The organism is Pseudomonas sp. SDO524_S393, assembly GCF_054071875.1.
On sequence record NZ_JBSVVZ010000024.1, the window covers coordinates 52,377 to 64,667 of the forward strand.

At 59.2% G+C, this 12,291-nt stretch carries 11 protein-coding genes, 2 tRNA genes and 1 riboswitch; of the genes, 2 read left to right on the plus strand and 11 right to left on the minus strand.

The features are described from left to right. Positions 1-7: 7 nt before the first annotated feature. Positions 8-340: a hypothetical protein gene (locus tag ACW9IB_RS13130; RefSeq protein ID WP_457413956.1), complete on the minus strand. Its 333-nt coding sequence runs from the start codon at positions 338-340 to the stop codon at positions 8-10. A 32-nt stretch (positions 341-372) separates the two neighbouring features. Between ACW9IB_RS13130 and ACW9IB_RS13135 the strand changes: the two genes are divergently transcribed. Then, positions 373-699: an Arc family DNA-binding protein gene (locus tag ACW9IB_RS13135; RefSeq protein ID WP_003175643.1), complete on the plus strand. Its 327-nt coding sequence runs from the start codon at positions 373-375 to the stop codon at positions 697-699. Between the two features lie 159 nt (positions 700-858). On the opposite strand, the gene mgtE is transcribed toward ACW9IB_RS13135, so the two are convergent. The 7 genes from mgtE to ltaE all read right to left on the minus strand — a co-directional run bounded on the left by mgtE (position 859) and on the right by ltaE (position 8,528). After that, entirely contained in the window at positions 859-2,301 is a 1,443-nt protein-coding gene (gene mgtE, locus ACW9IB_RS13140) for a magnesium transporter (RefSeq protein ID WP_457365134.1), read from the minus strand. A gap of 351 nt (positions 2,302-2,652) precedes the next feature. Continuing rightward, positions 2,653-2,729: transfer RNA gene (locus ACW9IB_RS13145), tRNA-Arg, on the minus strand. A gap of 108 nt (positions 2,730-2,837) precedes the next feature. After that, a tRNA-Ser gene (locus ACW9IB_RS13150) sits at positions 2,838-2,928 on the minus strand. 85 nt (positions 2,929-3,013) lie between these two features. Continuing rightward, positions 3,014-3,247 (minus strand): carbon storage regulator CsrA, encoded by a 234-nt coding sequence (csrA, locus tag ACW9IB_RS13155; protein WP_457365133.1) that lies wholly within the window; start codon positions 3,245-3,247, stop codon positions 3,014-3,016. Between the two features lie 174 nt (positions 3,248-3,421). Further along, positions 3,422-4,663 (minus strand): aspartate kinase, encoded by a 1,242-nt coding sequence (locus tag ACW9IB_RS13160; protein ID WP_010208327.1) that lies wholly within the window; start codon positions 4,661-4,663, stop codon positions 3,422-3,424. A 95-nt stretch (positions 4,664-4,758) separates the two neighbouring features. Further along, on the minus strand, positions 4,759-7,377 hold the full coding sequence (alaS, locus tag ACW9IB_RS13165; protein ID WP_457413957.1) for an alanine--tRNA ligase: 2,619 nt from the start codon (positions 7,375-7,377) through the stop codon (positions 4,759-4,761). Between the two features lie 146 nt (positions 7,378-7,523). Further along, the gene (gene ltaE / locus ACW9IB_RS13170; protein WP_457413958.1) at positions 7,524-8,528 is read right to left on the minus strand and encodes a low-specificity L-threonine aldolase; all 1,005 of its coding nucleotides are present in this window, start codon (positions 8,526-8,528) and stop codon (positions 7,524-7,526) included. A 192-nt stretch (positions 8,529-8,720) separates the two neighbouring features. After that, positions 8,721-8,890: riboswitch (FMN riboswitch) on the plus strand. 96 nt (positions 8,891-8,986) lie between these two features. On the opposite strand from ltaE, the gene ACW9IB_RS13175 reads away from it, so the two are divergent. Beyond that, positions 8,987-9,496 carry a 6,7-dimethyl-8-ribityllumazine synthase gene (locus ACW9IB_RS13175; RefSeq protein ID WP_457413960.1) on the plus strand — a complete coding sequence of 170 codons (510 nt, stop codon included), beginning with the start codon at positions 8,987-8,989 and terminating at the stop codon, positions 9,494-9,496. Between the two features lie 36 nt (positions 9,497-9,532). Here the strand turns inward: ACW9IB_RS13175 and astE are convergent, their stop codons facing one another. From astE to astB, 3 genes are read right to left on the minus strand one after another with little or no spacing between them, the layout of a single operon-like run. Continuing rightward, positions 9,533-10,537 carry a succinylglutamate desuccinylase gene (gene astE / locus ACW9IB_RS13180; RefSeq protein ID WP_457365129.1) on the minus strand — a complete coding sequence of 335 codons (1,005 nt, stop codon included), beginning with the start codon at positions 10,535-10,537 and terminating at the stop codon, positions 9,533-9,535. Between the two features lie 11 nt (positions 10,538-10,548). After that, the gene (locus tag ACW9IB_RS13185; RefSeq protein ID WP_457413962.1) at positions 10,549-10,836 is read right to left on the minus strand and encodes a topoisomerase II; all 288 of its coding nucleotides are present in this window, start codon (positions 10,834-10,836) and stop codon (positions 10,549-10,551) included. A gap of 35 nt (positions 10,837-10,871) precedes the next feature. Then, positions 10,872-12,218, minus strand: a complete 1,347-nt coding sequence (astB, locus tag ACW9IB_RS13190; RefSeq protein WP_457365127.1) for an N-succinylarginine dihydrolase — start codon at positions 12,216-12,218, stop codon at positions 10,872-10,874. Between the last annotated feature and the right edge of the window lie 73 nt (positions 12,219-12,291).

Genomic DNA, 12,291 nt, shown 5'->3' on the forward strand with positions numbered 1-12,291 from the left:
CTATACCTTATGTCGCCTCAACCTCGTAAATCGGCAAATTGCCACTAGTCTTAAAAATAAGGGCAAAAGGCCACTTTGCTATAGGATGTGCGCCCTTGACCCTGTTGCGGCTGGGCTTGCGTGAAGATCGACTGACGGCAGTCCTGATGAAAAAGATTTCCAACCAGTCCGCAAAAATGTAAATGAGTGCTGGCATAAAGCCTTTAGGCAGTTCAATATTTGTCACAGATTTGACGCCAAGGAACTGGCAAATCTGAGGCATGATGCGGCCTCTTTGCAATTCAGGTTGAACATTTGGCTGCAAGCCTTGTCCTAACACACATCTTGCGGCCAATTCCAAAAACCGCTCCCCTGAACTAACCGGTTAAATATATGCGCCCATTGAAACAGGCAATTTATTCCAGCCGTACGGCTGACAAGTTCGTCGTACGTCTGCCAGACGGAATGCGGGAACGCATTGCCGAGGTGGCTCGCAATCATCACCGCAGCATGAACTCCGAAATCATCGCGCGCCTGGAGCAGAGCCTTATTCAGGAAGGTGCGTTGGGCGACGAGTTGAGCATGCGCCTGGACAGCCCCGAGCTGTCGCTGCACGAACGCGAACTGCTGCAGCGTTTTCGTCAGCTCTCCCACCGCCAGCAAAATGCTCTCGTCTCGCTTATTGCGCACGACGTTGAAGCGGCCGCAGAAGCCAATTGATCTGCAACTGAAAGCCGAAGCCAGCCTTGTGCTGGCTTTTTTTTGCCTGGAATTTGCGTAGACATTGGCGTGCTGGCGCCCCGTGCGACCTGGCCTTTCACGAGATGATGCGATCGCTCGCAAGCCAGCTCCTGCAAAGGAGCCGGCATGCCGGGAAGATCAAAGCAGGAAAATGGTTGCCAAGCCCAGGAAGATAAAGAAGCCACCGCTGTCGGTCATCGCCGTGATCATCACGCTGGCCCCCATTGCAGGGTCGCGTCCAAGGCGGGCCAGGGTCATGGGGATCAATACCCCCATCAAAGCCGCCAACAACAGATTGAGGGTCATGGCCGCGGTCATCACCACCCCCAGGGACCAACTGCCATACAGCATGTAGGCCACCGCACCAATCACCCCGCCCCACACCACGCCATTGATCAGCGCCACCGCCAATTCCTTGCGCATCAGCCGTGAGGTGTTGCCGGTGTTCACCTGGTCCAGCGCCATGGCACGCACAATCATGGTGATGGTCTGGTTGCCCGAATTACCACCGATACCCGCCACGATCGGCATCAGCGCAGCCAGGGCCACCAGTTTCTCGATCGAACCTTCGAACAGCCCGATCACCCGAGAGGCGATAAACGCCGTGATCAGGTTGATCGCCAACCAAGCCCAGCGGTTGCGCAGGGAGCGCCAGACCGAAGCAAAGATATCTTCCTCCTCACGCAGACCGGCCATGTTGAGGACTTCGGTTTCACTCTCTTCACGAATCAAGTCGACCATTTCATCGATGGTCAGACGGCCGATCAGCTTGCCGTTCTTGTCGACGACCGGAGCCGAGATCAAGTCGTAACGCTCGAACGCCTGCGCGGCGTCATAAGCGTCTTCGTCCGGGTGGAAACTCACCGGATCGCTGGCCATAACATCAGCCACTTGCTTCTCAGGGTCGTTGACCAGCAGGCGCTTGATCGGCAGCACCCCCTTGAGAATGCCTTCGTAATCGACCACGAACAGTTTATCGGTATGCCCCGGCAGCTCCTTGAGTCGACGCAGGTAACGCAGCACCACTTCCAGACTGACGTCTTCGCGGATGGTGACCATTTCGAAGTCCATCAGGGCGCCAACCTGATCCTCGTCATAGGACAGCGCGGAGCGGACTCGCTCACGCTGCTGACCATCAAGGGCTTCCATCAGCTCATGCACGACATCACGAGGCAGCTCAGGGGCCAGGTCGGCCAGTTCGTCAGCATCCATCTCCTTGGCGGCCGCAAGGAGCTCGTGATCGTCCATGTCGGCGATGAGGGTTTCACGCACCGAGTCGGATACTTCAAGAAGGATGTCGCCGTCGCGATCTGCCTTGACCAACTGCCAGAGGGTCAGTCGATCATCCAGCGGCAAGGCTTCAAGGATATAGGCGACGTCTGCAGAGTGCAGGTCATCGAGCTTGCGTTGCAGCTCGACCAGGTTTTGCCGATGAACCAGGTTTTCGACGCGATCCTGATTAGGACCTTCCTGGCGGTGCGTGAGGTCTTCGACCACGCGCTGGCGCTGCAGCAGCTCGATGACTTGAGCAAGGCGATCCTGCAGGCTTTCTTGTGTTTTCTTTACTTCTACTTCGGTCATAGGCGAACTCCACTCCCAGCAGCGGGGCACGCCGGAAGGATCAATCAGTCAATTCATGATTGGTGAAACGGGGTACTGAGTAACTACTGGGTAAGTCCATGGAGGTATTCCACAAGCCCCGGCGGGGCTGACGGGCGCAATGATACACCGCCCAACCGCTTTAAATGTTAAAAAACTGGAAAGAACAAGCGCTTGCGAGCCAAAGCTAAGTATTGGCCACACCTATGAAACTGCGACGACACAGCCATAGATGAAAACACATGGGGAGGGAGAAAAAGATGAAACCCGGGACGAATCCTACACAAACTCCAGACGGCAAAAAGCCCGCACTTGGCGGGCTTTTTGTTTGTATGGTGCACTCGACAGGATTCGAACCTGTGACCGCTCGGTTCGTAGCCGAGTACTCTATCCAGCTGAGCTACGAGTGCATTTGTTGCCGCGCATTATAGGCCGTTCAATCTCTATGTAAAGCGATTTTTTCTAGTAATTTCAACAACTTACCGAAAAATCCAGATTGCAACGTACTAAGCAAATAATGGCGGAGAACGGGGGATTCGAACCCCCGACACCCTTGTGAGGTGTACTCCCTTAGCAGGGGAGCGCCTTCGGCCACTCGGCCAGCTCTCCGCAACACGGGGCGTATATTAACCACGTTCATCCCCGTTTGCAAACATAAAAAACGATAAAAATTAAAGGCTTGGTACCCTACCCCTCAATCATCCTTCTCTTCATCGTTTTCGTCGGTCAGCTGCCGACGTTGCTGTTGCTCTTTCTCTTTCTTCTCATGGCTGATCCGCTGGTAGATCTCCTCGCGATGGACCGATACTTCTTTCGGAGCGTTAACTCCGATACGCACTTGATTGCCTTTGACGCCGAGCACGGTCACGGTGATTTCGCCATCACCGATAATCAGGCTTTCTGCGCAACGACGAGTCAGAATCAGCATACCTTTCTCCTCACGCATTTCAGTTCAGGAACAACAGTCTGCAAAAAAAAGGCCTTGGACCTACAACCCGGAAGCCGTAGCCCTACCGCCTAAGTATTGTCGAGCCCACGCAAAAGAACATGCGCCCCACAAAAAAATGAAAGGCGCGGAAATCCGCGCCTTTCCGGCCTTGCGTTACTCGCCCTGTCGGGCCGGAGCGTCCAGCTCAAAAGCGGTATGCAGCGCGCGTACAGCCAGTTCCAGGTATTTCTCTTCGATCACAACCGACACCTTGATTTCCGACGTGGAGATCATCTGGATGTTGATGCTTTCCTTCGCCAGCGCTTCGAACATGCGGCTGGCCACGCCGGCGTGGGAGCGCATGCCCACGCCCACGATCGACACCTTGGCAATCTTGGTATCGCCGACCACTTCACGGGCGCCGATTTCCTTCGCGGTGTTCTGCAGGATCCGCTCCGCCGCATCGTACTCGTTGCGGTGCACGGTGAAGGTGAAATCGGTGGTGTTATCGTGCGAAACGTTCTGCACGATCATGTCCACTTCGATGTTCGCGCCGCTGATGGGGCCCAGGATCTTGAACGCCACGCCCGGGGTGTCCGGCACGCCACGGATGGTCAGCTTGGCTTCATCACGGTTGAAAGCGATACCGGAAATGATCGGCTGTTCCATGGATTCCTCTTCATCAATAGTAATGAGGGTGCCCGGACCCTCTTTGAAGCTGTGCAATACGCGCAGCGGAACGTTGTACTTGCCGGCGAATTCCACCGCACGGATTTGCAACACCTTGGAACCGAGGCTGGCCATTTCCAGCATCTCTTCGAAGGTGATCTTGTCCAGGCGCTGGGCCACGGACACGACACGCGGGTCCGTGGTGTAGACGCCATCCACATCGGTGTAGATCTGGCACTCATCAGCCTTGAGGGCCGCCGCCAGGGCCACACCGGTGGTGTCCGAACCGCCACGCCCAAGGGTGGTGATGTTGCCCTGCTCGTCCACACCCTGGAAGCCCGCTACAACTACCACGCGACCGGCTTTCAGATCAGTACGAATTTTCTGATCGTCGATCTGCAGGATTCGCGCCTTGGTATGCGCGCTGTCGGTGAGGATTCGCACCTGACTGCCAGTGTAGGACACCGCCGGCACACCACGCTTGTTCAGCGCCATGGCCAGCAAGGCAATAGTGACTTGCTCACCGGTGGACACGATCACATCCAGCTCACGCGGGAGCGGCTGTTGATCGCCGCTGATTGCCTTGGCCAGATCGATCAGGCGATTGGTCTCGCCGCTCATGGCCGACAGCACCACCACCAGGTCATCGCCGGCATCGCGGAATTTCTTAACCTTGTCGGCGACCTGCTCGATTCTTTCGACAGAGCCGACCGAGGTGCCTCCAAATTTCTGTACGATCAAAGCCATTTCTAAGCCGCCTCAGCCCGTAAAGGGGCGCCTAATATCCAATCAACCAGCACCGAACCTGCCCGCGACTAGACCACGGGCCGGTTATCAGTGCCTTAAATACCTGCCTCGACAAACGGCACGGTGAGCGCCAGGGCCGCGTCCAGGCTGGCAGCGTCCACACCACCGCCTTGCGCCATGTCCGGACGACCACCGCCCTTCCCGCCCACTGCCGCGGCGGCTTGCTTCATCAAATCACCGGCCTTGAGTTGGCCAGTCAGGTCCTTGGTTACACCGGCAACCAGAACGACCTTTTCCTCATGGACACCGCCGAGCAGGATCACTGCGCGGCCGAGCTTGTTCTTCAACTGATCGACCAAGGCCAACAACGCCTTGCCGTCCTGACCGTCCAGGCGCGCGGCCAGGACCTTCACGTCCTTGACGTCCACCGCAGCCGCCGACAGATCGTCGCCCGCCGCGCTGGCTGCCTTGGCTTGCAACTGCTCCAGCTGCTTCTCCAGGGCGCGGTTGCGCTCCAGCACAGCGGACAGTTTGTCGATCAGGTTGTCGCGGCTGCCCTTGACCAGGCTGGCCGCTTCCTTGAGTTGTTCTTCAGCCGCATTCAGGTAGGCCAGGGCCGCAGCGCCTGTCACCGCCTCGATACGACGCACACCGGACGCCACGCCGCCTTCGCTGATGATTTTCAGCAAGGCGATATCGCCGGTACGGTTGGCGTGGATACCGCCGCACAGTTCCACCGAGAAATCGCCACCCATGCTCAGCACACGCACGCTGTCGCCGTATTTTTCACCGAACAGCGCCATGGCGCCCTTGGCCTTGGCGGTCTCGATATCGGTTTCTTCGGTTTCAACGGCGGTGTTCTTGCGAATCTCGGCGTTGACGATATCTTCCAGCGCCTTGATCTGCTCAGGCTTGATCGCTTCGAAGTGGCTGAAGTCGAAGCGCAGACGCTGGCTGTCCACCAGGGACCCCTTCTGCTGAACGTGCTCGCCCAGTACCTGACGCAGCGCCGCGTGCAGCAAGTGGGTAGCCGAGTGGTTCAGCGAGGTGGCGTGGCGCACATCGGCATCCACCTGGGTGTCCACCGGCGCACCGACTGTCAGGCTGCCCGAAGCCAGTACACCGTGGTGCAGGAACGCGCCACCGGTCTTGGTGGTATCACGCACATCAAAACGACCGGAAGCCGCCTTGAGGAAACCGCAGTCGCCGATCTGGCCACCGGATTCGGCGTAGAACGGGGTCTGGTCCAGGACCACCACACCGTCGTCGCCTTCGTTCAATACATCGACCGACTGGCCTTCTTTATAAAGGGCAACCACCTTGGCCGCACCACTGGTGGCACTGTAACCGGTGAACTCGGTGGCCACGTCAACCTTGACCAGGCTGTTGTAGTCCATGCCAAAGGAACTGGCGGAACGTGCGCGCACGCGCTGGGCCTCCATCTCGCGCTCGAAACCTTCCTCGTCGAGGGTCAGGTTGCGTTCGCGGGCGATGTCGCCGGTCAGGTCCATCGGGAAACCGTAGGTGTCGTAGAGCTTGAACACCACATCGCCCGGCACCACGGAACCTTGCAGGTTGGCAAGGTCCTGCTCGAGGATCTTCAGGCCCTGTTCCAGGGTCTTGGCGAACTGCTCTTCTTCGGCTTTCAGCACGCGCTCGATGTGCGGCTGGTTCTGCTTGAGCTCCGGGAAGGCTTCGCCCATCTCGGCGACCAGGGCCGCGACGATCTGGTAGAAGAAGCTGCCATTGGCGCCCAGCTTGTTGCCGTGGCGGCAAGCACGGCGAATGATGCGACGCAGCACGTAGCCACGGCCTTCGTTGGACGGCAGCACGCCGTCGGCAATCAGGAAACCGCAGGAGCGAATGTGGTCCGCCACCACTTTCAGCGACGCCTGTTCTTCGTTGGCGCAACCGATGGCCTTGGCAGCCGCATTCAGCAGGCTCTGGAACAGGTCGATTTCATAGTTGGAGTGAACGTGCTGCATCACCGCACTGATCCGCTCCAGGCCCATGCCGGTGTCGACCGACGGCGCTGGCAGCGGGTGCAACACGCCATCGGCGGTGCGGTTGAACTGCATGAACACGTTGTTCCAGATTTCGATATAACGGTCGCCGTCTTCCTCTGGCGAGCCCGGCGGGCCGCCCCAGATATCGGCGCCGTGGTCGTAGAAAATCTCGGTGCAAGGACCGCACGGGCCGGTATCACCCATGGTCCAGAAGTTGTCGGACGCGTAAGGCGCCCCCTTGTTGTCACCGATACGCACCATGCGCTCGGCGGGTACGCCGACCTGTTTGGTCCAGATGTCGTAGGCCTCGTCATCGCTGGCATACACCGTGACCCAGAGCTTTTCCTTCGGCAGCTTCAGCACGCCGGTCAGGAAGGTCCAGGCAAAATTGATCGCATCCTGCTTGAAATAATCGCCAAAGCTGAAGTTGCCAAGCATTTCAAAAAAGGTGTGGTGACGGGCGGTGTAGCCGACGTTTTCCAGGTCGTTGTGCTTGCCACCGGCGCGCACGCACTTCTGGCTGCTGACCGCGCGGGTGTAGGCGCGCTTTTCCTGGCCCAGGAAGCAGTCCTTGAACTGGTTCATACCCGCGTTGGTGAACAGCAGGGTAGGGTCATTGCCTGGGATCAAGGAGCTGGAGGCGACACGGGTGTGACCTTGCTCTTCGAAGAAGCGAAGGAAGGCTTCACGGATTTCTGCGCTTTTCATTAGGTTCTTCCACGGAGGCTGCGGCCAAAGGCCAGTGCGCAACATCATCAGACGAAGCGACGGCAAAGGGCCGCATTATATCGGCCCTTTGCCGGTGGTACAGCGTGTTTATGCGATAGAGACAGTCAATTAGACGGTCTGCACTGTCATTTTCGGGAAAAGTCGACGAATGTCTGCACGACTTGCTCGATCTGCGCCCGGCTGACGTCCAAGTGCGTGACCATGCGCAGGCGCGGTGCGGCGCTCAACTTGATCCCGCGCTCGGCGGCAAATGCCTTCAGCGCCTGCGCTCGCTCGCCGATCTGCACATAGACCATGTTGGTCTGCACCGGCTCTACCGTGTAGCCGGCCTTGCGCAGTTCATCCCCCAACCATTGTGCGTTGGCGTGGTCATCCGCCAGGCGCTGCACTTGATGATCCAGTGCATACAGCCCCGCCGCCGCCAGGAAACCCGCTTGGCGCATACCGCCACCGACCATCTTGCGCAGGCGTCGCGCCTTGGCGATCAACGCCGTGGAACCGCACAGCACCGAGCCCACCGGCGCACCGAGCCCTTTGGACAGGCACACCGACACCGAATCGAAATGCTGGGCAATTTCTCGCACATCCACACCCAACTTGACCGCCGCGTTGTAGATACGCGCGCCATCCAGGTGCAGGGCCAGGCCATGTTCACGAGTAAACGCCCGCGCCCTGGCCAGGTACTCCAGGGGGAGCACCTTGCCCTGCATGGTGTTTTCCAGGGCGAGCAGGCGGGTGCGGGCGAAGTGGAAATCGTCGGGCTTGATCGCAGCCAATACCTGGTCCAGGTCGAGAGAACCGTCCGCCTGCACCTCCAGCGGCTGCGGCTGGATCGAACCGAGCACCGCTGCGCCGCCGCCCTCGTATTTGTAGGTGTGGGCCTGCTGACCGACGATGTATTCCTCGCCCCGTTCACAGTGCGCCATCAACGCCAGCAGATTGCTCATGGTGCCGGTGGGCACGAACAACGCGGCGGCAAGCCCCAGGCGCTTGGCCAACTCGGCTTCCAGAAGGTTGACGCTGGGGTCTTCACCGTACACGTCATCGCCACTGAGCGCAGCGGCCATTGCCTCGCGCATGCCGGGGGTAGGTTGGGTCACGGTGTCGCTGCGCAGGTCAATCACAGTCATGGAGCAGGCCTCTGAGGGGATGGGAAAGTCCTTTCTATGGCAGATTACTGCGGGCAACGCCACGGAATATCAAGCCCCGTGGCACCTTCAATCGAATACCAACCAAACAAACCGATATAGCTTATCGATACAGCGGTGGTGCAGTTTTGGAAAAACCGTGTTAAAAACTCTCCGCCGCCAGGGTTCTGGCGGCAACGTTCTCAGGGCGGGGTGCAATTCCCCACCGGCGGTAATTGCGCGCAATGTGCATAGCCCGCGAGCGCTTGGCGCCTCGAACTGCTCACGCAGGACGGCGGCAAGGTCAGCAGACCCGGTGTGATCCCGGGGCCGACGGTCATAGTCCGGATGAAGAGAGAACGGGATTGGCACCTGAGGGCCGCGCACCTGTCGTGCTCGCGTACCCTTAAATCCCATTCGATTCATAACGCCCTGTTTTTTTCTTAAACAGGAGTCAGAACATGCAACCCACCGCTATCGACAGCAAGACCAAACACCATCACGGCGAACGTATCGCATTTGTCCAAGCCTGCTGGCACAAGGACATTGTCGACCAGAGTCGCAAAGGCTTCCTCGCCGAAATCATCGCCCAGGGCTATCAGGAATCGGACATCGATTTCTTCGAAGTCGGCGGCGCCTTTGAGCTGCCCCTGCACGCCAAGCTGCTGGCCAAGACCGGCCGCTATGCCGGCGTCGTGGCCGCCGCGCTGGTGGTGGACGGTGGCATCTACCGTCACGACTTCGTGGCCCAATCGGTAGTCAGCGGCCTGATGCAGGTTCAGCTGGAAACCGAAGTGCCGGTGTTCTCGGTGTCCCTGACCCCGCACCACTTCCACGCAGGCAGCGAACACCAGGCGTTCTTCTACGATCATTTCGTGCACAAGGGCCAGGAAGCCGCGCGTACCTGCGCCGACACGCTGCAGAAAGTCCGTGCGATCCGTCGCAGCGAGCCTCGCGCCGTCGCGGTCTGAGGCATAAAAAACCCGGTGCACGCACCGGGTTTTCTTTTAGGCCAGGCTGGCCTCGGTGGTCGGCACAATCAATATCCCCGCCCGCAACCCATTCTTCACTTTCGGATTGGGGAAGATGATGCGTGCGCCCTCCTCCTCGATCACCCAACGGGTCTTGGCCACGTCTTCGGCCAGCAGGTACCCCTGCGCCAGTGGCGAGAAGTTTTCCACGTCTGTCGGCAGATGCAGGATAAACGCGTCGCTGTGCTTGATGACCTCGCGTGAAACGGCAAACAGCTGCAAACCTTCCAGGCTGTCGGACGTAGGCTCGTTGCCCTCGATGAACTGCTTGAGGCGGTTTTCCAGGCGTGACACGTCCACGCCCTGGTTGTGCCCGAATGGCCGCGCCTTGCCCAGCTCCAGGGTGAACGCCTCGGCCTCCAACTGCTCGTAGGTAAACGCCGAGAAGGTGATCGAGGTCTTGTTCTGCAACAGCACCGCCTCCATGCCGGCAGCGCGCAGCCGCGCCAGCTCATGGCGTGAATGCTGACGCCCCTCCTTCCACGGATACAACGCGAACTGTTCGATCCGGGAGCCACGAATGGCGGTGTGCAGGTCATAGTGCAGGCGCGAACGCCCCGGCAGGCTGAAAAAGCTGCGGGCCAATTGCTCGAGTTCAGCGGCACGCATCGCTTCGGGGCCGATGTTTTTTTCATGACGGCCGTTGAACAGCCGATTGATGTCCAGTTCGAGATAACGCTCGCCCCGGCGCATGGCCTCGGGGTTGCCGAACAGGAACAGAATACGGGTGCGGGGTTTGATCTCCCCCCGGGCAATGCCATGCAACAGGCGGTCGAGCAGCTCGATCGGCGCGGTTTCGTTGCCATGGATGCCGGACGACAGCAACAGGTCGCTGCCGTTGTCCTTCGCTTCAGGCGGGCGTACTTCGAGCGCGCCCTCGCTGAGCCAGCGCATCTGCACGCCGTCGACAGTCAGTTGAATTTTTTGCGCCGGTTCACGACCGGCGAGGGTCAGTTCAAGCAGTTTGCCGAGGGCGAGCATAAGCAGCTTCCTTAGTGGTTGCAGCCGGGGCCGTGGACGTGATCGTCGTCAGCTTCGAGGTCGGCGGGTTCCATTTCCAGTTGCAGGCTCATCAGGTTGGTGGCCAATGGACGCATCAGCAGGTTGGCGTACTCGGCGTCACCCTCTTCCACGTCCACACCGATCAGCAATTGGCCGCGACCGTCGTGCTGGATCCAGATTTCCTTGCCCTGCCAGACCACGGCGACGCGGGTGCAGGAGGTTTCCAGCTGGGTGCCGTCGGTGTCTTCGAGAATCAGCTTCAGGGTGTCGGTGCTCATAAATAGCTCTCAGCCATGGGTGTAAAAAAGTGGCGTTAATTGATCTGGAAAGGATAAACCGAGCCCAGTTTAAGGATTTGCGTCAGTTCATCCAATGCCGTCCGGCACTCTAGCAGCAATTGCGGGTCAGCCAGGTCGGACTCGGTCAGGCTGTCGCGATAATGCTTGTCGACCCACTGGGTCAGCGTGTCGTACAACGGCGCGGTCATGATAACGCCAGGATTGACCGCCGCCAGTTCGGTTTCGTTCAAGGCCACGCGCAAACGCAGGCACGCCGGGCCACCACCGTTCTGCATACTTTGCTTGAGGTCGAAGACCTTCACTTCGCGGATCAGGCCACCGGAGCTGGTGAGGCCTTGCAGGTATTGCCAGACACGCTCGTTGGCACGGCATTCTTCGGGCACGATCAGCAGCATCGAACCATCGCCGCGGCTCAGCAACTGGCTGTTGAACAGGTAGGAACGCACCGCATCCTCGACGCTGACCTGGGCCCGCGGCACACATACCGACTGGAAATGGCCGCCCAGCTTGCCCAGCTTGCTCTGCAGCTCGGCGAGCATCTGCTCGGTCTGAAGGAAGGCATCCTCGTGATAGAACAACACCTCGCCATTGCCCACCGCGATCACGTCGTTGTGGAACACGCCCGCATCAATCACTGCCGGGTTCTGCTGGGCGTAGACCACGCCCTCGTCCTTCAGGCCGTGCAAACGGGCAACCGCCTGAGACGCTTCCAGCGTCTGGCGCGCCGGATACTTGTGCGGTGCAGGGTAACGGGTATCGAAAGCACTGCGCCCAAACACGAAGAATTCAACGCCCGCCTCGCCGTAGTCGCGGCAGAAACGCGTGTGGTTGGCTGCGCCTTCATCGCCGAACTGCGCCACTGCCGGCAACGCCGCGTGGTGGGCAAAGTGCTGCTGATCGGCAAACATCGCCCCCAGCACACGGCTGGTGGTCGGATGTTCGATGCTGCGGTGATATTTGCAGTTGAGGTTGGCAGCGGTGAAATGCACGCGGCCATCCGCCGTGTCGGCGCTCGGGCTGACGGTCGCGGCGTTGGCCACCCACATGCTCGACGCCGAGCAACTGGCAACCAGCAACGGCATGGCCTGCTTGGCCGCCTGCTGGATCACCTGCGCATCGGTACCGCTGAAGCCAAGGTTGCGCAGGGCCGCCACATCAGGCCGCTCCTGCGGCGCCAGCACCCCCTGCACAAAGCCCATGTCCATCAGGGCCTTCATTTTTTGCAGGCCCTGCAACGCCGCTTCCTTCGGGTTGGAAGACTGCTGGCTGTTGCTCTGGGACGCGACGTTGCCATAGGACAAACCGCCGTAGTTATGGGTCGGCCCCACTAGACCGTCAAAATTGACTTCATAGGATTTCATCGGCGAGGCTCCACGAACATCTGTATTTTTATAGGCATCAACTGCAGATCTATATCTGTCATTCCGATTAACT

What these genes read in the sequence shown, in the direction of transcription:
- ACW9IB_RS13135 (WP_003175643.1), top strand. Translation starts at nt 373, where the DNA reads ATGCGCCCATTGAAACAGGCAATTTATTCCAGCCGTACGGCTGACAAG.
- mgtE (WP_457365134.1), bottom strand. Translation starts at nt 2,301, where the DNA reads ATGACCGAAGTAGAAGTAAAGAAAACACAAGAAAGCCTGCAGGATCGC.
- csrA (WP_457365133.1), bottom strand. Translation starts at nt 3,247, where the DNA reads ATGCTGATTCTGACTCGTCGTTGCGCAGAAAGCCTGATTATCGGTGAT.
- ACW9IB_RS13160 (WP_010208327.1), bottom strand. Translation starts at nt 4,663, where the DNA reads ATGGCTTTGATCGTACAGAAATTTGGAGGCACCTCGGTCGGCTCTGTC.
- alaS (WP_457413957.1), bottom strand. Translation starts at nt 7,377, where the DNA reads ATGAAAAGCGCAGAAATCCGTGAAGCCTTCCTTCGCTTCTTCGAAGAG.
- ltaE (WP_457413958.1), bottom strand. Translation starts at nt 8,528, where the DNA reads ATGACTGTGATTGACCTGCGCAGCGACACCGTGACCCAACCTACCCCC.
- ACW9IB_RS13175 (WP_457413960.1), top strand. Translation starts at nt 8,987, where the DNA reads ATGCAACCCACCGCTATCGACAGCAAGACCAAACACCATCACGGCGAA.
- astE (WP_457365129.1), bottom strand. Translation starts at nt 10,537, where the DNA reads ATGCTCGCCCTCGGCAAACTGCTTGAACTGACCCTCGCCGGTCGTGAA.
- ACW9IB_RS13185 (WP_457413962.1), bottom strand. Translation starts at nt 10,836, where the DNA reads ATGAGCACCGACACCCTGAAGCTGATTCTCGAAGACACCGACGGCACC.
- astB (WP_457365127.1), bottom strand. Translation starts at nt 12,218, where the DNA reads ATGAAATCCTATGAAGTCAATTTTGACGGTCTAGTGGGGCCGACCCAT.